Source organism: Paraburkholderia sp. J67, from assembly GCF_905220265.1.
GTDB lineage: Bacteria > Pseudomonadota > Gammaproteobacteria > Burkholderiales > Burkholderiaceae > Paraburkholderia.
Genome location: NZ_CAJMZK010000004.1, coordinates 338160 through 357535 on the forward strand (window position 1 = coordinate 338160; position 19376 = coordinate 357535).

The window sequence follows — 19376 nt, forward strand, 5'->3', positions numbered from 1 at the left end:
ATGCGGATGCGCGCTGGGTGTGCCCTGGAGCGGATTGACGTGCTGCACGGCACAAAACCTGCGCATCGGCAGGTGTACGATTAGCGGTACGAATAGCGGGAAACCGCGAGCAAAACCGCATGGTCAGCGCGAAAATGACCCTGCTACAATGCCGCGAGCCCGCGCCCGGGTCATGCGTGCTGCGTCGCCAAAAACGGCGTAGCGCAATGCCCGGCGCATGTTCCGACCCTGATGGCCCACGGCTGGCCCCAGGTCGGCGCTGTCGGACGCGATCATCGCAGATCGGCCCCAGGCATCAACCGAAGCCGTTATTTGTAGTCACGCTGACATGGCAGGGATTCTGATCATCGCTCACGCACCGCTCGCCACCGCGCTGCGCGAATGCATTGCCCATATTTATGGCGGCTGTCCGGCGCGCATCGGCGCACTCGACGTGCTGCCCGATAGCGACCCCGCCGTGGTCGTCGCCCAGGCGAACGCTGAAATCGAGCGTCTGCGCGAGGAAAACGGGGCGCTCGTGCTCACCGACATGTTTGGCGCCACGCCGTCGAACATCGCCGCACGCCTCGCGACGGTGCCGCAGGTGCGTGTGCTGGCCGGCGTCAATCTGCCGATGCTGGTGCGCGCGGTCTGCTACCGGGCGACGCCGCTGGATGTGCTGGTGGAAAAGGCGCTCGCGGGCGCGAGCAAGGGCGTTCAAACGATCGGCCCGAGCACGCCCCAGCCTGCCAACGACTGCGGCTGCGCCCCTACGCCGTGTGCCGAAGCGGCTTCCGAAGCCGTGGCGAAAGCGGCCGTCGCCGCGGCGGCCACTGCTGCTGCGACTACCGCGGCCGCGAGCAGCACGGCCAAGGCCGAATTGGCCGGGCGCGCCGAAGCGGCGAGTGCGGCGCCAGCCGCCCCGGCGATGGCGTTCAAGCCTGCCGGTACAGCCTGAGCCGGATTGATCCGGCTTGGGCGCACGTCAAACTGCAAGCACGAAGTTCGCGCTCGCGCGAGCGAGCGGACGCGCAGCGCGCGCGTCTTGCGCGCGCGACGCACAATCCCACAGCATCACTTCTACACACTGCGCCTGGATCGACCTATGCTGCAACAAGAAACGACCATCGTGAACAAACTCGGCCTGCATGCGCGGGCGTCGGCGAAGCTGACGCAACTGGCGGGCAACTATCAGTCGGAAATCTGGATGAGCCGCAATGGCCGCCGCATCAACGCCAAGAGCATCATGGGCGTGATGATGCTGGCGGCGGGCATCGGCAGTACGGTGCTGATCGAAACCGAGGGCCCGGATGAGGCCGACGCGATGGGCGCGATGCTCAAGCTGATCGCCGACAAGTTCGGCGAAGGCCAATGAGCGCGCATTAAGCGTTTCTGTCGTCCATTTCGTTTTCGCGATGGGCGACTGCCGGATCTTCCCCGCCCGACGCCGCGTTTCGACGCGGCGTTTTCGTTGCGGCAATGGATTTGGGGCAAGCGGGAAGCACCCGGGCGTAAGCCACCCGGCAGCGGCGCGAAAGCTTGCTGGGCGCGGATTTTCGCGCCTCGCGAGTGGGTCGGATAGAACATCCGGGCGTCGCGGAATTTATAATAAAAGCCGGGGTCAGAGAGAGCGCATTGCAGCGGTTTGCCGCGGCATTACATAACCAGAGGAGGTGCGCGTGCCGTTCACGCTGCATGGAATTCCCGTATCACGCGGTATCGCCATCGGGCGGGCGTATCTGATCGCGCCGGCCGCGCTCGACGTCGACCATTATCTGGTCGAACTCTCGCAGATCGAGGGCGAAATCGAGCGCTTTCGCGTCGCGCTCAAGCTCGTCGAGCAGGAGCTCGACACGCTGCGCGCCGACCTCGCCGCCGACGCGCCCAGCGAAATGGGCGCGTTCATCGGCGTCCACCTCATGATCCTGAACGACGTCATGCTCGTGCAGGAGACCATCGACCTGATCCGCACGCGCCGCTTCAACGTGGAATGGGCGCTGACCGAACAGCTCGAACGCCTCTCGCGCCACTTCGACGATGTGGAGGACGAATACCTGCGCGAGCGCAAGGCCGACATCGAGCAGGTGGTCGAGCGCGTGCTCAAGGCGCTCGCGGGCGCCTCGCCCGCCGTGCTGCACGGCGGTTGCGACGAAATGATCGTGGTCGCGCACGACATCGCGCCCGCCGACATGCTGCAATTCAAGGGCCAAACGTTCCAGGGCTTCGTCACCGATCTGGGCGGGCGCACCTCGCACACGGCGATCGTCGCGCGCAGCCTGGGCATTCCGGCGGCCGTGGGCGTGCAGCAGGCCAGCGCCTTGATCCGTCAGGACGATCTCATCATTGTCGATGGCGATCATGGCGTCGTGATCGTCGATCCCGCGCCCATCGTGCTGGAGGAGTACACCTACCGCCAGAGCGAGATGGCGCTCGAGCGGCGCAAGCTCCAGCGCCTGAAGTTTTCGCCTACGCAGACGCTGTGCGGCGCCAAGATCCAGCTCTACGCGAACATCGAACTGCCCGAGGACGCCCAGGCGGCGCTCGATTCGGGCGCGACGGGCGTGGGCCTCTTTCGCACCGAGTTCCTGTTCATGAATCACAAGGACCAGTTGCCGGAGGAGGACGAGCAGTTCGAGGCCTACAAGCGTGCGGCCGAGTTGATGAACGGACTGCCCGTGACGATCCGCACGATCGACGTGGGCGCCGACAAGCCGCTAGAAGCGATGAGCGCGAGCGACGGCTACGAGACGGCGGCGAACCCGGCGCTGGGCCTGCGCGCGATCCGCTGGAGCCTGTCCGAGCCGCAGATGTTCCTCACGCAGTTGCGGGCGATCCTGCGCGCCTCGGCGTTCGGCACGGTCAAGATCCTGATCCCGATGCTGGCGCACGCTCAGCAGATCGACCAGACGCTCGACCTGATCCGCGAGGCCAAGCGCCAGCTCGACGATGCCGGCCTCGCTTACGATCCGAACGTGCAGGTGGGCGCGATGATCGAGATTCCGGCGGCGGCACTGGCCTTGCCGATGTTCCTGCGGCGGCTCGACTTCCTCTCGATCGGCACCAACGACCTGATCCAGTACACGCTCGCAATCGACCGCGCCGACAACGCCGTGGCCGATCTCTACGATCCGCTGCATCCGGCCGTGCTGCAACTCATCTCGCACACGCTGCGCGAGGCGAAGCGCGCGGGCGTGCCCGTCTCGGTGTGCGGGGAGATGGCGGGCGATCCGCAGCTCACGCGATTGCTGCTGGGTATGGGGCTGACCGAGTTTTCGATGCACCCGAGCCAGTTGCTGGTGGTGAAGCAGGAGATCCTGCGCTCGCAACTGAAGGCGCTCGACAAGCCCGTGGCCGATGTGCTCGCGGCCTACGAGCCCGAGGAACTGGAGGCGGCGCTGGGGCGTCTCGCGCTGGCCTGAAGCAGCGCCATCGGCGCATCACGATGTAAAAAAGCCCCGGCGAGCCGGGGCTTTTTCATGCGTGCCGTTCGCCGCAGACGGGGCAGTCGGGCTGGCGCGCGATGCGCATCGTGTTCCACTCCATGCGCAGCGAGTCGAGCATCATGAGTCGCCCGACGAGCGGCGTGCCGATCTCGCCGACCACGCGTAGCGCCTCGGCAGCCTGCATCGCGCCGATGATGCCCACCGTCGGCGCGAACACGCCCATTGTCGAACACGCGACTTCCTCGAACGGTTGATCCTCGGGGAACACGCAGGCGTAGCAGGGCGAGGTGGCGTCGCGGAAATCGAAGGTGCTGATCTGTCCGTCGAAGCGCAGCGCCGCGCCCGAAACGAGCGGCACGCCATGCTTCACGCAGGCGCGGTTGATGGCGTGGCGCGTGGCGAAGTTGTCGGTGCAGTCGAGCACGACGCTCGCGCGCGGCACATGCTCGTCGAGCCAGGCGTCGTCGATGCGCGCCTGCACGGCGTTCACCTTCACCTCGGGGTTCAGGCGCGCGATGGCGTCGCGGCCCGACTCGACCTTTGCGCGGCCTACTGACGCCGTCTCGTGCATGATCTGCCGCTGGAGGTTGGTGAGGTCGACGGTGTCGTTATCGACGAGGGTGAGCGTGCCTACGCCCGAGGCCGCCAGATACATGGCGGCTGGCGAGCCGAGGCCGCCCGCGCCGATCACGAGCGCATGCGCGTCGAGAAAGCGCTGTTGCGCCTCGATGCCGATCTCGTCGACGAGGATATGGCGGGAATAGCGGAGGAGTTGGTCGTCGTTCATCGCGATGCGCACGGTGCGGGCGCGCGATGGACAGAAGGCCGGGAGGCCGAAAGACCGGGGAAGCGCGCCGGGAATACAGGATTCGCAGAATCGGTATTGTACCGGCGGCGGGAGCTTCGCTCTCGCGGCCCACGTTCAGGTTCGAACGTGGGCCGCGAGGCAGGTACGACGTGCAGCGTGAGCTTACTTTGCGGGTGCGGCAGCCGGAGCCGAGGCCGGCGCGGGTGCCGAAGCGCCCGGTGCCATGATCAGCGCGCCCGGCTTCACTGCGATGGGCGCCGATGCCGATGCAGGCGGCTTCGATTGCGCGAGGCGACGCTCCATCGGCGACTTCGATTCCGCCACCGGCTTGCCTTCGAGCTTGTTCAGCGCCTGCTGGAGCATGTAGTCGTCGGTCGAGCCGAATTCCACGGGCTTGCGCTCGCGATCCTTCTGGCGCTGTTCCGGCGTCTTCTTGTCGTTCTGCTCTTCGAGCTGACGCAGCATGTCCATGCGTTCCTGCTCGCGCGTTTCCTGTTCCTTCTTCTCGTCCGGGTCCTGCGTGTTCGCAAGGTGGTTCGAGTAGTCGACTTCGCGCGTGACGAGTGCGTCGTCCGGATCGCCGTCGGCGTACTGGTCGACCGCGATGTCAGGACGGATGCCCTTGTTCTGGATCGAACGGCCGCTCGGCGTGTAGTAGTACGCCGTGGTCAGGCGCAGCGCGGTGTCGGCGGTCATCGGACGCACCGTTTGCACCGAGCCCTTGCCGAACGTCGTCTTGCCGACGATGAGCGCACGCTTCGAGTCCTGCAGCGCGCCCGCGACGATTTCCGAGGCCGACGCCGAGTAGGCGTTGGTCAGCACGACCATCGGCACGGTCTTGAACTCGGCTGCCTCGCCCTTGAGCGGATCGCCGTCGAACGACGGCAGGCGGTAGTTCTCGTAGTTGTCGCGATAGACCTGCTTGGAATCGGGGATCTGGCCGTTGGTCGACACGACGACCGAGTCCGCCGGCAGGAACGCGCCTGCGACACCGACCGCGCTCTGCAGCAGACCGCCGCCGTTGTTGCGCAGGTCGAGAATGAGACCCTTGAGGTTCGGCTCCTGACGCGCGATGTCCTGCAGCTTGGCTGCGAGGTCAGGCGTGGTGCGTTCCTGGAAGCTCGTGATGCGGATGTACGCGTAGCCCGGCGCCAGGATCTTCGACTTCACGCTCTGCACCTTGATGATGGCGCGCGTGATGGTCAGCGGGAAGGTGCGGTCGTCGGTCTTGCGGAAGATCGTGAGCGTGACCTTCGTGCCCGGGTCGCCGCGCATCTGCTTGACCGCCTGGTCGAGCGTCATGCCGCGCACGGGCTTGTCGTTGATGCGCGTGATGAGGTCGCCCGGACGGATGCCGGCGCGATATGCGGGCGTGTCTTCGATGGGCGAGATCACCTTGATCAGGCCGTCTTCCGAGGAAATCTCGATGCCAAGGCCCGCGAAGCGGCCCTTGGTCTGTTCCTGGAGTTCCTGATAGTCGGTCTTGTCGAGATACGACGAGTGCGGGTCGAGGCTCGACACCATGCCCTTGATGGCGGCGGTGAGCAGCTTCTTGTCGTCGACCGGCGTGACGTACTCATGCTTGATCTGGCCGAACACTTCGGCGAAAAGCCGGAGCTGGTCGAGCGGCAGCGGCTCGATCACGGTTTGCTGGGTCTGCTGCGCCGAAGCGGAAATTTGCAGGGTGGCAAAGACGCCGGTCGCGAGGCCAGCGGCAATCAGGCCGATGTTTTTTAGGTTCTTTCGCATAGAGATTGTTGCGTGCGGTCGAAAGGCGCGTGGCAGCGTCTAATGGAAAAACGACGGACAAGTATAACTGCACACTCGGCCGCCCTGTGTATAAGGCGCGATGCGGGGACGAACGTTGCGGGTTCGACAGTCGGAAAGCCAGCGGGTTCGCAAGGCGTGTGCCGCAAATCCTTGCTGGGCGCGGGACTGACGTGGGTATGACGGGAGACTGGCAGAGCTGCCAGTGAGGTCGCGAAATTCGGCAGGAAATACTCGAACGAGCGAAAGACGAGCGCAGTGGCTCGCGCTGCAGTCCGCTTCGCCACGAGTAAACCACCGGCCCTGGCATGCGCCAAGGCCGGCGAGTGTGATGCGTGAGCGAAGATGATGGACTTAGTCCGACTTCTTGCCCTGGTTGGCCACGGCGGCCTGAGCCTTGGCGATGGCGTCGGCGTCGCCCAGGTAGTAGTGCGTGATCGGCTTGAGGTTCTCGTCCAGTTCATAGACGAGCGGCACGCCGTTCGGAATGTTCAGGCCGACGATGTCGGTGTCCGAAATATCGTCGAGGTACTTCACGAGTGCGCGGATCGAGTTGCCGTGCGCGGCGATCACGATGTTCTTGCCCGCCTTGATGGCCGGAGCGATCGACTCGTTCCACAGCGGCAGCACGCGCGCCACGGTGTCCTTCAGGCATTCCGTGAGCGGCAGCTCTTCGCGCGGCACCTTCGCGTAGCGCGGGTCGTTGTAGGCCGTGCGGTCGTCCGACGGATCGAGCGCGGGCGGCGGCGTGTCATAGCTGCGGCGCCAGACCAGAACCTGTTCGTCGCCGTATTTGGCGGCCGTTTCTGCCTTGTTCAGGCCCGAAAGCGCGCCGTAGTGGCGCTCGTTGAGGCGCCACGAGTGAACGACGGGCAGATACATCTGGTCCATCTGGTCCTGGACGTGCCAGAGCGTGCGGATCGCGCGCTTGAGCACCGAGGTGTAGGCGATGTCGAACGCATAGCCGGATGCCTTGAGCAGCTGGCCGGCCTGCTGGGCTTCGCGGTTGCCCTGTTCGGTCAGGTCGACGTCCACCCAGCCGGTGAAGCGGTTTTCCTTGTTCCAGGTCGATTCGCCGTGGCGGATGAGTACGAGTTTGTACATGTGGATGACGGTCGGTAGTGAGGGAAGCGGTAATCGGGGACGGGGAACGTCGGTGATACGGCTACCGCGTTCGCAGACCGGTCCAGCGGGTTATACGCCCGGGCTGGGGGGCGGCAACCCTGCGACAAACGGTTATTTTATAATGAGCGGATTGTCTGAACTGGATTTCCCTCGATTTCTCTTTTTCCCGGCGGCTCATCCGTGACGTTCTTTACTAATTACATCAACCTTGTACTCATCGCGATCGTCCTCATCTCAGGAGGGTTGCTGCTGTGGCCGACGCTCAAGCGCGGTGGCCGGGGCGGCGTTTCCGCCGCTGAAGCGACGCAGATGATCAATCGCCGCAACGCGGTGGTGATCGACGTGCGTTCGGCCGACGAATTCGCCAAGGGCCATCTGCCCGCCGCCCGTCACCTGCCGTTGGGCGAGTTGCAGGGCAAGGTCGCGCAGCTCGTCAAGAACAAGAGCAACCCGGTGTTGCTGGTCTGCCAGACGGGCCAGCAATCGCACAAGGCCGCGAGCCTCGTGAAGGAAGCCGGTTTTGCCGAAGTCCACGTGCTGGACGGCGGCGTGAACGCCTGGCAGCAGGCCGGTATGCCGGTCGTGAAACAAGGAGGTACGAAGTGAGCAAGGTTGTCATGTACAGCACCCAGGTGTGCCCGTATTGCCAGATGGCCGAACGTCTTTTAAAGTCGCGCGGCGTCGAACACATCGAGAAGGTGCTGATCGACCGGGATCCGGCGCGGCGCGAGGAAATGATGACGCGCACGGGCCGCAGGACCGTGCCGCAGGTTTTCATCGGCGAGACGCACGTGGGCGGTTACGATGACCTCTCCGCGCTCGATCGCGCCGGCGGCCTGATGCCGCTGCTCGAAGCGGCTGCTTGACGCACCGGGGTGGCCAGCGCGCCTTTGTGCGCGGTCGCTCCGCCGTTTTTTTCGCCCGTGCGGGCCCTCAGGGCTCGCACGGGCTTGCTGTCGTTTGATGCTGCTCATTGCGGCTGCGCGGCGGCATTTCGACAATGTTCGATGTCCGGCATTGCGAAACGTCGCGATACTGTGCACGCAACCGCAAACCCATTTAATCAGGAAGCCAAAGACCATGTCTGACGAGAACAACCAGCCGTTCTTCAACATCCAGCGCATCTACCTCAAGGACCTTTCGCTGGAGCAGCCGAACTCGCCGGCCATCTTCCTCGAACAGGACATGCCCTCCGTCGAAGTCGAAGTCGACGTCAAGGCCGAGCGCCTCGCGGAATCGGTGTTCGAAATCCTCGTGACCGGCACGGTCACCGCGAAGGTCAAGGACAAGGTCGCATTCCTGATCGAAGCCAAGCAAGCCGGCATTTTCGACATTCGCAACATCCCGGCTGAACAGGTCGATCCGCTCGTTGGCATCGCTTGCCCGACCATCCTGTTCCCGTACCTGCGCTCGAACATCGCCGACGCGATCACGCGTGCAGGCTTCCCGCCGATCCATCTGGCCGAAATCAACTTCCAGGCGCTCTACGAGCAACGCCTGCAGCAGCTCGCGCAGCAACAAGGCGCCAACAGCACGGCCACGCATTGATTGATCGCTGAACCTCACAACCGGTGCGGAGTATTGGAATGAAAGTCGCCGTTCTCGGCGCCGGAGCGTGGGGTACCGCGCTGGCAGGGCATCTCGCCCAGGCGCATGACACGTTGTTGTGGGCGCGCGATGGCGCGCTCGTCGACACCCTGCGGCAGACGCAAGAGAACGCCCGCTATCTCGCGGGCGTCTCGCTGCCGCCCTCTCTTCAGTACGAAACCGATTTAGGCGTCGCGCTCGACCATGCGTCGGGCGAGGCGGATCTCGTCGTGCTCGGCACGCCGGTAGCGGGCCTGCGCGACATGCTGCGCACCATGCGCGACATGGGGCGCGTGCCCGCGCACTTCGTCTGGCTCTGCAAGGGCTTCGAGGCCGATTCGCAGCTCATGCCGCATCAGGTCGTGGCGGCCGAGTTGCCCGATCATGCGAGCAACGGCGTGCTGTCCGGCCCGAGCTTCGCGCGCGAAGTAGGCGAGGGCCTGCCCGTTGCGCTCACTGTCGCCAGCGCCTCGGCCGACTGCCGCGAGCGCACGCTCGCCGCGTTCCATCACCGCGCGATGCGCATCTACACCGGCGACGACGTCGTGGGCGTGGAAGTGGGCGGCGCGGTCAAGAACGTGCTCGCGATCGCCACGGGCATTTCCGACGGTCTGGGCCTCGGCCTGAACGCGCGCGCTGCGCTCATCACGCGCGGCCTCGCCGAAATGACGCGTCTGGGCGTGACGCTGGGTGGCCGCGCGGAAACCTTCACCGGCCTCACGGGCCTCGGCGACCTGATTCTCACCGCCACCGGCGACCTCTCGCGCAACCGCACCGTGGGCAAGCAGCTCGCGAGCGGGCGCACGCTCGACGACATTCTGGGCGCGCTCGGCCATGTGGCCGAAGGCGTGCGCTGCGCGCGCGCCGTGCTGGCAATCGCGCGTGCGCACCAGATCGACATGCCGATTACGGAAGCGGTATGCGCCGTGCTGTTCGACGGCGTGGCGCCGCGCGACGCCGTGAGCGCACTGCTGCGGCGCGACGCGAAGGCGGAGTAGGGCGCGGTCCGGCGCAGCCTCTTGCGTGCCGCCGCCGGGCGTAGTGACCGCGCGCGAAAGCGCAAGGAGCACCGTCATGCTGACTATCGGACAGTGCCGCATCGAGTCTCAGGTCGTGGACATCACGACGCTGCACGTCGATGCGATCGTCAATGCCGCTAACTCGTCGCTGCTCGGCGGCGGTGGCGTGGATGGCGCGATTCATCGCGCCGCGGGCCCCGATCTGCTGCGCGAATGCGAGGCGCTGAACGGCTGCCCGACCGGCGATGCGAAGCTCACCGCCGGTTACCGGCTCCCAGCGAAATACGTCATCCACACGGTCGGGCCCGTCTGGCACGGCGGCGCGCGCGACGAAGAGCGTTTGCTCGCCTCGTGCTACCGGCGCTCGCTGGCCGTGGCGCGCGAGGCGAGCGTGAAGAGCATCGCGTTCCCGGCGATCAGCTGCGGCGTGTATCGCTTTCCGGCCGACGAGGCCGTGAAGATTGCGCTCGCAACGGTCATCGAGATCTTGCCCAATTATCCCGAGCTCGAACGCGTGATCTTCGCGTGCTTCGACGATGCGATGCACGCGCGCTACGAGCGCGAACTCGCCGCGCAACCGTCGCGCTAGCTCATTCGCCGCCCTCGAACCCAGCCTGCCGCCACGCCTCGAACACCACCACCGCAACCGTGTTGGAGAGGTTCAGGCTACGGTTGCCGGGGCGCATCGGAAGGCGCACGCGTTGTTGCGTTGCAAAGCGGTCTAGCACCGCGTCCGGCAATCCGCGCGTTTCTGCGCCAAATACGAACCAGTCGCCGGGCAAAAACGCGTGATCGTGAAAACGGCCCGAGCCGCGCGTCGTGAACGCGAACATGCGCGATGGGTCAGGCGTTTCCTTGGCGATGAAGGCGTCCCAGTCGGGGTGCACGTTCATCTGCGCATATTCGTGATAGTCGAGGCCGGCGCGGCGCAGCTTCGTGTCGTCGAGCGGAAAGCCGAGCGGCTCGATCAGATGCAGGCGTGCGCCCGTGTTCGCACACAGGCGGATCACGTTGCCGGTGTTCGGCGGAATTTCCGGTTCGACGAGAACGACGTTGAACATGACGATAAAACCAGTGAAGAGAACTTGAAAAGAAAAGAGGGACGTCAGTCCTTCGGTGTGCGCAACGCGACGAAATTCGTCACACGTCGCGCGCCTGCCGCTTTCAGCCTGTGCGCGAGTGCGTCGAGCGTCGCGCCTGAGGTCATGACGTCATCGACCACCCCGACGTGCAGGCCATCGAGCGAGGGGCGCGCCTCCCGTAGCGCGAACGCGCGGCCCACGTTGCGGCGGCGCGTATCGCGATCGAGCTGCGACTGCGCGGCCGTGTGCAAGGTGCGGCGCACGAGCGTGGCGTCGGCGCGCGTGCCGAGCGCGCGGGCGAGCGGCTTCGCGATCTGCCACGCCTGGTTGTAGCCGCGCGCGACCAGACGCTCGCGCGAGAGCGGCACCGGCACGATCAGCATCGGTTGATCGGCGGGATCGAGTGCATCCTGCGCCGCGCGGGCGAGACGCCATGCGAATTCCTCGCCGAGCCCGAGTCGCGCGCGAAATTTCAGCCCTCGTACGAGCGCGTCGAGCGGCGCACGATAGTCGGCGAGCGCGATCGTCGCGTCGAAGGCGGGCGGTGTTTTCGCGCAGGCGTCGCATCGATAGCGCGCGCGTGTGCGTGCCCTGCCCGTGAGCGGCAGCGCGCAGACCTGGCAGCGCAGCCGCGCTTCGTTCCAGTACGCCGCGTCGCAGTCCGGGCAGAAGTGGGAAAGCGGGCCGGAAGGCGGCCCGTCAAGCATGCTGGACGAGCCTGCGGTGGCACTGCGCACCCCGGGCGAGCGTCGCGGCAAATTGCCGCATAATGGGCACGCACTCGGTAGGCAATACGGCAGCAGATCCGGCAACACGCAACGCACGAGCCGCGGCCAATGCCGCACGCCCCGAAACGCGCGCCAGGCCAAAGTCTGGCAGGCGCGTCGCGGGACTGACGACAGTATGGACGTCGCAGAGGACGTCGGAATGGGCGGCGGCGGCATCGTAGGACGGCCCGAAGCGGGCGCGTGAACTGAAAGGATGGGAGTGAGCGAGTATACTTCGCAGACTTCGCCAATACGACCGACATGTCCCCGTCTCACCCCAGACCCGGCCGTCCGGCCTATGATCCGCGCTATTTGCAGCGGATTTTCGACCGCCGCGCGGCGACTTTCGACGACGTCGCGTTCCTGCCGCGCGAGATCGCAGACCGCATGCGGGAGCGCCTCGAATACATCAAGGTGAGCCCGGCAAGCGTGCTCGACCTCGGCTGCGGACCCGGCGACGACCTCCCGGCACTGCGCGAGCGCTTCCCTGAAGCGCCCGTGTTCGGCGCCGACCTCTCCTTCGCCATGCTCGAGCGCGCCCGCGCGCACGACGCCGGCGACACGAGCTGGCGGCGTTTCCTGCCCGCCTCGATCGGACGCGCGCTCGGTGCACGCGGCCCACGCTTCGCGCAGGCCGATTTCGCTGCCTTGCCGTTTGCCCACGCCGCCTTCGAGCTGCTGTGGTCGAACCTCGCGCTGCACTGGCATCCGCGCCCGGACCTTGTGTTCGGCGAATGGCAGCGCGTGCTCAAGGTGAACGGCCTGCTCATGTTCAGCACGCTCGGCCCCGACACGCTCAAGGAGTTGCGCGGCGCTTACGCGGAAGTCGAGGCGGCGCATGGCGTGCCCTCGCAGGCGCACGTGATCGACTTCGTCGACATGCACGATCTCGGCGACATGCTCGTCGAGAACGGCTTCGAGATTCCGGTGATGGATCAGGAAACGCTCACCGTGACCTACAAGACGCCGGAGAAACTGCTCGCCGATGTGCGTCGTTGGGGCGCCTACCCGTTCGCGCGCGCGTGGGCTGAAGATGGCGAGGCGGAGCATGCGCCGGCCTCGCGGCGCCACTATCGCGCGCTGCTGGCCGCGCTCGAAGCGCGCCGCCTGACCGCTGGGCCGAACGCGGGCACGATCCCGCTCACCTTCGAGATCATTTACGGACACGCGTGGAAAGCCGTGCCGCGCACGACTGCGGAAGGTCACGGCATCGTGCGTCTGGAAGATATCGGACGTGGTCCGGCAAGGAATCGTTGACGTAATAAGGGGGCTTTCGTTATGCCTGAAATTAGCGCCTGAAAAGCCCTCGAAATTTTATTGAAAAATCGCTGGAAAGCCCGCTGGCATTGGGTTTTGGGCCGATTGGGCCTTGCTTGTGGGGCCTAAGGATCGCGCCTATAATGCGTCGGTCTGCAGGTGGTGGGGCGCGATGAACATCGATGCAACACCGTGGCGACTCCAGATCTCCCGCAGTTGTGCAAGGCGCAAAGCGGCGATAGTCTGGGGATGTTGCAGTGGGGGAAACGAGCGATGCAGACATCTGATCTGCTGGCGAGTCCGGAGCCAGTCCTCAAGGACTGGACGATGAAACGCAACTGTTCGGTTTCGCCCAGGCAATTCGTGCTGTTCTATGTGTCGCTGGCGCTGGTCTCCATCGCGATCGCCGTTCTGCTGTTGATCCACGGCGCCTGGCTGGTTTTGCCGTTCACTGGTATCGATCTGTTGGTCGTTGGGGGCGCCTTCGCCATCTATGCGCGCCATGCTGTCGATTACGAACGTATCAGGCTTTATCCGAACCGGCTGGTGATCGAGCAGATGAGCGCCGACGCGCTCACGCAGTTCGAATTCAATCCCCGCTGGGTCCGGGTCGAGCCGGGCGCTACCCCACGCGACCCGGTGCGTCTCGTGTCCCGCGGCCAGGCGGTCGCGGTCGGGTTGCATTTGCCACAGTATCGGCGTGCGCAGTTCGCGCGGGAACTGCGCTCGTGGCTTGCGCGCGCGGTTTGATTTCATGCGCGTCGTGAGCGGATCACGACGCGGCGTGTGCGCCCCCCAGGGCGTGACCTGGTTGCAAAACCTTCCTGCGGGGCCGAGGGTTTGAATGGAAAATATGGGTAAGGAAGCTATGAAAACAATCAAGCGAGCCCTACAGGGCGTGCTCGCCTGCAGCGGACTTTTCGTCGCCGGCGCGGCACTCGCAGTCGGAGACAGTCCGGGCGGCCCAGCGGTCAACGAGATCAATCTCCAGCCGCCCGTCACGCGCATCGCAGAAGAGCTTTACGACCTCCATACGATGATGCTGATCCTATGCACGGTGATTTTCATCGGCGTATTCGGCGTCATGTTCTATTCGATCTTTGCGCATCGCAAATCGAAGGGGCATCAGGCTTCGCATTTCCACGAGAGCACGACCGTCGAAATCATCTGGACGATCGTGCCGTTCATCATCGTCGTGCTGATGGCGCTGCCGGCCACCAAGGCCGTCGTCGCGATGAAGGACACCACCAACGCCGATATCACCGTGAAGGTCACGGGCTATCAGTGGAAGTGGGGCTACGACTACGTGAAGGGGCCGGGCGAGGGCATCAGCTTCCTCTCCACGCTCACCACGCCGCGTAGCGAAGTGAACGGCCTCGCGCCGATCACGGACACCTATCTGCAGGAAGTCGACAACCCGCTCGTCGTGCCGGTCAACAAGAAGATCCGCGTGATCACGACGGCCAACGATGTGGTGCACTCGTGGTACGTGCCCGCGTTCGGTGTGAAGCAGGATGCGATTCCGGGCTTCGTGCGCGACACCTGGTTCAAGGCGGAGAAGGTCGGCACTTACCGCGGCTTCTGCACCGAACTGTGCGGCAAGGAGCATGCGTACATGCCGGTCGTGGTCGAGGTGCTGTCCGACGACGACTACGCCAAGTGGGTTCAGACGCAAAAGGCGAAGATGGCCGCGGCCAACGACGACCCGAACAAGACCTACACGATGGCCGAGCTCAAGGAGCGCGGCGAGAAGGTCTACGCGTCGAACTGCGCGCTGTGCCATCAGCCGACCGGCAAGGGCGCGGGCGCCTTCCCGGCGCTCGATGGCAGCAAGGTCGCCAACGGGCCGATCGCCGAGCACGTGAGCATCGTCCTCAAGGGCAAGAACGCGATGCCGTCGTGGGCACCCACCCTCAACGACGTCGAGATCGCTTCGGTCATCACTTTCGAGCGCAACGCGTGGGGCAACCACACGGGCGACATCCTGCAACCGCGCCAGGTGGCCGATGCGCGCAACGGCAAGATGCCCGAAGGCGGCGGCACGACGGCGGCGGCCGGTGCCGATCAGGCGGCTGCCGCAAGCGCTGCCCCCGCTGCGGCGGCAAGCGGGGCGGATCAAGCTTCGGGCGCGGCGCAGAGCACGGCCTCGCTGCCCGCTAGCGTCTATTTCGAAGTGGGCAAGAGCACGCTACCCGCCGACGCGAAGGACGCGATCCAGGCGGCCGCCGACTACGCGAAGGCGCATCCGGACGCGAAGTTCACGCTCTCGGGCTACACCGACGCAAGCGGCAAGGCCGACATCAACGCAGAACTCGCCAAGCATCGCGCGCAGGCCGTGCGCGACGCGCTCAAGGCCGCAGGCATCGCCGAAGATCACATCATTCTGAAGAAGCCGGAAACCGTCACCGGCGGCGCGGACGCGAAGGAAGCGCGCCGCGTGGAAATCAGCCCGGCTGCATAAGCAGTTGGGTAGCGGGGCGGTATCGGCCCCGCAAAGTTGCGTCACCACAAGCAGTCCATAACGAATTCGATAACAAGAAACTCGCAGTACGCTGTAAAAAAGCGGGCACGTGCAGCGGCAACGCAAGCTGGCCAACACTGCAGTAAGAGACGCAAAGCAATTTGCTTCAGCAACTAAATTGCATGGGGCCCGAGTCCGGCGCTTAAACGCCAACTTCGGCCGACAGGAGAAAGAGTCATGTCTAGCATCGGACACGATGTAGCTGGGGGGCACGGTCACGTGCATGGCGACCACGCCCACGCGACGCCACACGGCTGGCGCCGCTGGCTGATGGCCACCAACCACAAGGACATCGGGACGCTGTACCTGCTGTTCTCGTTCGTGATGTTCCTGTCGGGCGGCGTGATGGCGCTAGCCATCCGCGCCGAGCTGTTCGAGCCGGGCCTGCAGATCATGCGCCCCGAGTTCTTCAACCAGCTCACCACGATGCACGGCCTGATCATGGTGTTCGGCGCGATCATGCCGGCCTTCGTGGGCTTCGCGAACTGGATGGTGCCGCTGCAGATCGGCGCATCGGACATGGCCTTCGCGCGCATGAACAACTTCAGCTTCTGGCTGCTGCCAGCGGCGGCCGTCCTGCTGGTCGGCTCGTTCTTCGCGCCGGGCGGCGCGACCGCAGCGGGCTGGACGCTCTACGCGCCGCTCTCCACGCAGATGGGCCCGGGCATGGACTTCGCGATCTTCGCGGTCCACATCATGGGCGCCTCGTCGATCATGGGCGGCATCAACATCGTCGTGACCATCCTCAACATGCGCGCGCCGGGCATGACGCTCATGAAGATGCCGATGTTCGCGTGGACCTGGCTCATCACCGCCTATTTGCTGATCGCCGTGATGCCGGTTCTGGCGGGCGCGATCACGATGCTGCTGTTCGACCGCCACTTCGGCACGAGCTTCTTCAACGCCGCAGGCGGCGGCGACCCGGTGATGTACCAGCACATCTTCTGGTTCTTCGGCCACCCCGAGGTCTACATCATGATCTTGCCGGCGTTCGGGATCGTTTCGCAGGTGATCCCGGCGTTCTCGCGCAAGCCGCTGTTCGGCTATAGCTCGATGGTGTACGCCACGGCGTCGATCGCGATTCTCTCGTTCATGGTCTGGGCGCACCACATGTTCGCCACGGGCATGCCGGTCACGGGCCAGCTGTTCTTCATGTACGCGACCATGCTGATCGCGGTGCCGACGGGCGTGAAGGTATTCAACTGGGTCGCCACGATGTGGCGCGGCTCGCTCACCTTCGAGACGCCGATGCTGTGGGCAGTGGGCTTCCTGATCGTGTTCACGTTCGGCGGTCTGTCGGGCCTGATGCTGGCGATGGCGCCGCTCGACATCCAGTATCACGGCACGTATTTCGTGGTCGCGCACTTCCATTACGTGCTGGTGGCGGGGTCATTATTCGCGTTGTTCTCAGGGTGGTACTACTGGTCGCCCAAATGGACCGGCTGGATGTACAACGAGATGCGCGGCAAGATCCACTTCTGGTGCTCGCTGATCTTCTTCAACGTCGCGTTCCTGCCGATGCACTTCGTCGGCCTCGCCGGGATGCCGCGTCGCTACGCCGACTATCCGGCCCAGTTCACCGACTGGAACCAGGTGATCACGATCGGCGCATTCGGTTTCGGCCTTTCGCAGGTGTACTTCCTGTTCTTCGTCGCGCTGCCCGCGTATCGCGGCGGCGGCGAGCTGGAAAAAGCGGGCGACAAGCCGTGGGATGGCGCAACCGGCCTCGAATGGACCGTGCCGAGCCCGGCGCCGTTCCACACCTTCGAGAACCCGCCGACGGTCGAGTAAGGCTCGATCAACCTCAGGTGTCCGGCCCCACGCGCCGGACACGCAACGAAGCCGCGGTGTTCACGCGTTTTCATCGGCAGCACGCACGAGGAGCGATTCACGATGCGCATCACGATGATCGAAGAAGCCGCGGCCAACCGTACTGCAAGCATGACCGGCAATTCTCCGAAAAGACGCACGCCCGAGCAGATTCGCGCGGGCAACCTGCGGCTTGGTCTCATCCTGCTGGCGGTGGCTGCCGTCTTCTTTCTGGGCGCCGTCGTGAAGCAGGTGTATTTCGCCGCACATTGACGCACGGGCGTCGTGACGGCACACCGTTCGAGGAAGTCCGATGTCCACGCAGCAAGCAGGTAGCGACCGCGCTTTCAACCGCTCGATGCTGATCAAGCTCGTGGTGGTGGCGTTGCTGATGTTCGGCTTCGGCTGGGCGCTGGTGCCGATGTATCGCGCGATCTGCGAAGTCACGGGCATCAACAATCTCGTGCAGCGCGATACGACGGCGCGCGAGGCGCGCAATACGCAGGTGGACATGACGCGCACGGTGTCGGTGGAGTTCGACGCCAATGCGCGCGGGCTGCTCGGCTTCAAGCCGGAGCAGACGAGTCTCGACGTGCATCCGGGCGAAGTGATGACCGTGATGTACGACATTTCGAACAACGAAGGACGCACGATCGACGCGCAGGCGATCCCGAGCTACGCGCCGAAGCAGGCGACCGAGTTCTTCCGCAAGATCGAATGCTTCTGCTTCACGCAGCAGACCTTGAAGGCGAACGAAACGAAGCGCATGCCGGTGGTCTTCGTGATCGACCCGAAGCTCCCGAAGGACGTGAAGACGATCACGCTGTCGTACACCTTCTTCGAGCTGAACCAGCCCGCGGTGGCGAAAGCGCCGAAGCAGTCCGCGGGCGCTTGATGTGAAGCTGAGGCCACGATGAGCGACGACGGTGGAGCAGGCGCGACCAAGGCGAAAAAGGGTGGCGTGCTGCAACTGGTGAAGGCGGTGGCGTGGTCATTTCTCGGCGTGCGCAAGCGCGCCGACCTCGAATCCGACGCCGCGCAACTGCATCCGGCCGCGTTGATCGCGGCGGGGATCATCGGCGCGATTCTGTTTATCGTCGTGTTGTTGCTGATCGTGCACGCGGTGGTGGGTTAGCAGGCGTCGTAGCGAGGCATCCGTGAATAACGAAAAGACAGCCGGCGATGTCCGGAGCAACTGGAAATTGGAGAAACAGGCATGAGCGGTCAAAACGATAGCCCGTACTACTTCGTACCGCACCCGTCGCGGCATCCGATCAGCGCGGCCATTGGCCTGCTGGTCATGCTTTCGTCGCTCGCGTCGTGGATCAACGGCGAATCGTGGGCGCCCATCGGCGTGGCGGCCGGTCTCTTGTGGGTGCTCTTCACGCTCTGGCACTGGTTCGGCGACGCGATCTCCGAATCCGAGGGCGGCATGTACGGCAAACGTGTCGATGTGTCGTACCGCTGGAGCATGAGCTGGTTCATCTTCTCCGAGGTGATGTTCTTCGGCGCGTTCTTCGGCGCGTTGTTCTACGCCCGCCAGATCGCACTGCATCAACTCGGCAGCCTCGACTTCAAGCTGATCTGGCCGGACTTCACGGCGGTGTGGCCCAACAACGGCCCGGCGGCGCTGGTCTCGCATTTCCGCTCGATGACGCCGTGGCCCGTGCCGACCATCAACACGGCGCTGCTGCTTTCCTCGGGCGCGACGCTCACGGTCTCGCACCACGCGCTGCGCGACAACCATCGCAAGAAGGCCATCGCGTGGCTCGCGGGTACGCTGGTGCTGGGCTTTTGCTTCCTCTGCCTGCAAGCCTTCGAATACATTCACGCGTACAACGAACTGAATCTGACGCTCGCATCGGGCATCTACGGTTCGACGTTCTTCCTGCTCACCGGCTTCCACGGTTTCCACGTGTTCCTCGGCGGCACGATGCTAGCCGTGGTGATGATCCGGTTGATTCGCGGCCACTTCACGCCGGAGCATCACTTCGCATTCGAAGGCGCCGCGTGGTACTGGCACTTCGTGGACGTGGTGTGGCTCGGTCTTTACGTGGTGGTGTACTGGCTGTGATGCGTGCGGAGCCTGCTTTTGCACGTCGCATCTAGAAAACGCGTCTAAAAACACGAAGGCGCCGCTCCGACATGGTCGGCGCGGCGCCTTGGCTTTTGAGGCTTCGAGCCTTTCGGGTCCCTCGGGTTCAAGCTTATG

At 64.7% G+C, this 19376-nt stretch carries 21 protein-coding genes; 16 read left to right on the top strand and 5 right to left on the bottom strand.

Translation table 11 applies throughout. The annotated features are described in order from the left end of the window. Positions 1 to 328 precede the first annotated feature (328 nt). The 3 genes from U5782_RS11115 (at position 329) to ptsP (ending at position 3398) form a co-directional block, all read left to right on the top strand. Positions 329 to 937 carry a PTS sugar transporter subunit IIA gene (locus tag U5782_RS11115; protein ID WP_322043855.1) on the top strand — a complete coding sequence of 203 codons (609 nt, stop codon included), beginning with the start codon at positions 329 to 331 and terminating at the stop codon, positions 935 to 937. Positions 938 to 1084: 147 nt separating this feature from the next. Next, complete coding sequence (locus tag U5782_RS11120) at positions 1085 to 1354, top strand: HPr family phosphocarrier protein (RefSeq protein ID WP_129561055.1); 270 nt, start codon at positions 1085 to 1087, stop codon at positions 1352 to 1354. A 304-nt stretch (positions 1355 to 1658) separates the two neighbouring features. Beyond that, a complete protein-coding gene (gene ptsP, locus U5782_RS11125; protein WP_322043856.1) occupies positions 1659 to 3398 on the top strand; it encodes a phosphoenolpyruvate--protein phosphotransferase in 1740 nt (579 codons plus the stop codon). Positions 3399 to 3453: 55 nt separating this feature from the next. Here ptsP and U5782_RS11130 read toward each other — a convergent pair whose 3' ends face one another. The 3 genes from U5782_RS11130 to gpmA all read right to left on the bottom strand — a co-directional run bounded on the left by U5782_RS11130 (position 3454) and on the right by gpmA (position 7101). Further along, positions 3454 to 4209 carry a molybdopterin-synthase adenylyltransferase MoeB gene (locus tag U5782_RS11130; RefSeq protein WP_322043857.1) on the bottom strand — a complete coding sequence of 252 codons (756 nt, stop codon included), beginning with the start codon at positions 4207 to 4209 and terminating at the stop codon, positions 3454 to 3456. Between the two features lie 183 nt (positions 4210 to 4392). Beyond that, positions 4393 to 5979: a S41 family peptidase gene (locus U5782_RS11135; protein WP_322043858.1), complete on the bottom strand. Its 1587-nt coding sequence runs from the start codon at positions 5977 to 5979 to the stop codon at positions 4393 to 4395. Between the two features lie 372 nt (positions 5980 to 6351). Further along, the gene (gene gpmA / locus U5782_RS11140; protein ID WP_322043859.1) at positions 6352 to 7101 is read right to left on the bottom strand and encodes a 2,3-diphosphoglycerate-dependent phosphoglycerate mutase; all 750 of its coding nucleotides are present in this window, start codon (positions 7099 to 7101) and stop codon (positions 6352 to 6354) included. 201 nt (positions 7102 to 7302) lie between these two features. On the opposite strand from gpmA, the gene U5782_RS11145 reads away from it, so the two are divergent. From U5782_RS11145 to U5782_RS11165, 5 genes are all read left to right on the top strand, one after another. Next, entirely contained in the window at positions 7303 to 7728 is a 426-nt protein-coding gene (locus U5782_RS11145; RefSeq protein ID WP_322043860.1) for a rhodanese-like domain-containing protein, read from the top strand. After that, entirely contained in the window at positions 7725 to 7988 is a 264-nt protein-coding gene (gene grxC, locus U5782_RS11150) for a glutaredoxin 3 (protein WP_027815727.1), read from the top strand. The genes U5782_RS11145 and grxC overlap by 4 nt, the downstream gene beginning before the upstream one ends. Positions 7989 to 8202: 214 nt before the next feature. Then, positions 8203 to 8670, top strand: coding sequence for a protein-export chaperone SecB (gene secB / locus U5782_RS11155; RefSeq protein WP_322043861.1), 468 nt, complete (start codon positions 8203 to 8205; stop codon positions 8668 to 8670). Between the two features lie 38 nt (positions 8671 to 8708). Beyond that, a complete protein-coding gene (locus tag U5782_RS11160; protein WP_322043862.1) occupies positions 8709 to 9707 on the top strand; it encodes an NAD(P)H-dependent glycerol-3-phosphate dehydrogenase in 999 nt (332 codons plus the stop codon). A gap of 76 nt (positions 9708 to 9783) precedes the next feature. Further along, entirely contained in the window at positions 9784 to 10317 is a 534-nt protein-coding gene (locus U5782_RS11165; protein WP_322043863.1) for an O-acetyl-ADP-ribose deacetylase, read from the top strand. Position 10318: 1 nt separating this feature from the next. Here the strand turns inward: U5782_RS11165 and trmL are convergent, their stop codons facing one another. After that, a complete protein-coding gene (gene trmL / locus U5782_RS11170) occupies positions 10319 to 10789 on the bottom strand; it encodes a tRNA (uridine(34)/cytosine(34)/5-carboxymethylaminomethyluridine(34)-2'-O)-methyltransferase TrmL (RefSeq protein ID WP_322043864.1) in 471 nt (156 codons plus the stop codon). A 44-nt stretch (positions 10790 to 10833) separates the two neighbouring features. Next, positions 10834 to 11610 carry a ComF family protein gene (locus U5782_RS11175; protein WP_415914307.1) on the bottom strand — a complete coding sequence of 259 codons (777 nt, stop codon included), beginning with the start codon at positions 11608 to 11610 and terminating at the stop codon, positions 10834 to 10836. Between the two features lie 228 nt (positions 11611 to 11838). Here U5782_RS11175 and U5782_RS11180 point away from each other — a divergent pair, with 228 nt between their 5' ends. The 8 genes from U5782_RS11180 to U5782_RS11215 all read left to right on the top strand — a co-directional run bounded on the left by U5782_RS11180 (position 11839) and on the right by U5782_RS11215 (position 19238). Continuing rightward, a complete protein-coding gene (locus U5782_RS11180) occupies positions 11839 to 12834 on the top strand; it encodes a methyltransferase domain-containing protein (RefSeq protein ID WP_322043866.1) in 996 nt (331 codons plus the stop codon). Positions 12835 to 13107: 273 nt separating this feature from the next. After that, entirely contained in the window at positions 13108 to 13584 is a 477-nt protein-coding gene (locus U5782_RS11185; RefSeq protein ID WP_322043867.1) for a DUF2244 domain-containing protein, read from the top strand. Positions 13585 to 13678: 94 nt separating this feature from the next. Beyond that, positions 13679 to 15295, top strand: coding sequence for a cytochrome c oxidase subunit II (gene coxB / locus U5782_RS11190; protein ID WP_322043868.1), 1617 nt, complete (start codon positions 13679 to 13681; stop codon positions 15293 to 15295). A 237-nt stretch (positions 15296 to 15532) separates the two neighbouring features. Continuing rightward, positions 15533 to 17146 (top strand): cytochrome c oxidase subunit I, encoded by a 1614-nt coding sequence (gene ctaD, locus U5782_RS11195; RefSeq protein ID WP_322043869.1) that lies wholly within the window; start codon positions 15533 to 15535, stop codon positions 17144 to 17146. A gap of 150 nt (positions 17147 to 17296) precedes the next feature. Next, entirely contained in the window at positions 17297 to 17437 is a 141-nt protein-coding gene (locus U5782_RS11200; protein ID WP_322043970.1) for a cytochrome oxidase small assembly protein, read from the top strand. 40 nt (positions 17438 to 17477) lie between these two features. After that, entirely contained in the window at positions 17478 to 18059 is a 582-nt protein-coding gene (locus U5782_RS11205) for a cytochrome c oxidase assembly protein (protein WP_322043870.1), read from the top strand. An 18-nt stretch (positions 18060 to 18077) separates the two neighbouring features. After that, the gene (locus tag U5782_RS11210) at positions 18078 to 18299 is read left to right on the top strand and encodes a DUF2970 domain-containing protein (protein WP_322043871.1); all 222 of its coding nucleotides are present in this window, start codon (positions 18078 to 18080) and stop codon (positions 18297 to 18299) included. Between the two features lie 81 nt (positions 18300 to 18380). Then, positions 18381 to 19238, top strand: a complete 858-nt coding sequence (locus U5782_RS11215; protein ID WP_322043872.1) for a cytochrome c oxidase subunit 3 — start codon at positions 18381 to 18383, stop codon at positions 19236 to 19238. Positions 19239 to 19376 lie beyond the last annotated feature (138 nt).

Excerpts from the sequence above, each read along its gene's own strand:
- U5782_RS11115 (WP_322043855.1), top strand. The coding sequence starts at position 329 with ATGGCAGGGATTCTGATCATCGCTCACGCACCGCTCGCCACCGCGCTG.
- U5782_RS11185 (WP_322043867.1), top strand. The coding sequence starts at position 13,108 with ATGCAGACATCTGATCTGCTGGCGAGTCCGGAGCCAGTCCTCAAGGAC.
- U5782_RS11210 (WP_322043871.1), top strand. The coding sequence starts at position 18,078 with ATGAGCGACGACGGTGGAGCAGGCGCGACCAAGGCGAAAAAGGGTGGC.
- U5782_RS11215 (WP_322043872.1), top strand. The coding sequence starts at position 18,381 with ATGAGCGGTCAAAACGATAGCCCGTACTACTTCGTACCGCACCCGTCG.
- U5782_RS11160 (WP_322043862.1), top strand. The coding sequence starts at position 8,709 with ATGAAAGTCGCCGTTCTCGGCGCCGGAGCGTGGGGTACCGCGCTGGCA.
- gpmA (WP_322043859.1), bottom strand. The coding sequence starts at position 7,101 with ATGTACAAACTCGTACTCATCCGCCACGGCGAATCGACCTGGAACAAG.
- ctaD (WP_322043869.1), top strand. The coding sequence starts at position 15,533 with ATGTCTAGCATCGGACACGATGTAGCTGGGGGGCACGGTCACGTGCAT.
- coxB (WP_322043868.1), top strand. The coding sequence starts at position 13,679 with ATGGAAAATATGGGTAAGGAAGCTATGAAAACAATCAAGCGAGCCCTA.
- secB (WP_322043861.1), top strand. The coding sequence starts at position 8,203 with ATGTCTGACGAGAACAACCAGCCGTTCTTCAACATCCAGCGCATCTAC.
- U5782_RS11200 (WP_322043970.1), top strand. The coding sequence starts at position 17,297 with ATGACCGGCAATTCTCCGAAAAGACGCACGCCCGAGCAGATTCGCGCG.
- trmL (WP_322043864.1), bottom strand. The coding sequence starts at position 10,789 with ATGTTCAACGTCGTTCTCGTCGAACCGGAAATTCCGCCGAACACCGGC.
- U5782_RS11180 (WP_322043866.1), top strand. The coding sequence starts at position 11,839 with ATGTCCCCGTCTCACCCCAGACCCGGCCGTCCGGCCTATGATCCGCGC.
- U5782_RS11165 (WP_322043863.1), top strand. The coding sequence starts at position 9,784 with ATGCTGACTATCGGACAGTGCCGCATCGAGTCTCAGGTCGTGGACATC.
- U5782_RS11120 (WP_129561055.1), top strand. The coding sequence starts at position 1,085 with ATGCTGCAACAAGAAACGACCATCGTGAACAAACTCGGCCTGCATGCG.
- U5782_RS11205 (WP_322043870.1), top strand. The coding sequence starts at position 17,478 with ATGTCCACGCAGCAAGCAGGTAGCGACCGCGCTTTCAACCGCTCGATG.
- U5782_RS11130 (WP_322043857.1), bottom strand. The coding sequence starts at position 4,209 with ATGAACGACGACCAACTCCTCCGCTATTCCCGCCATATCCTCGTCGAC.
- U5782_RS11135 (WP_322043858.1), bottom strand. The coding sequence starts at position 5,979 with ATGCGAAAGAACCTAAAAAACATCGGCCTGATTGCCGCTGGCCTCGCG.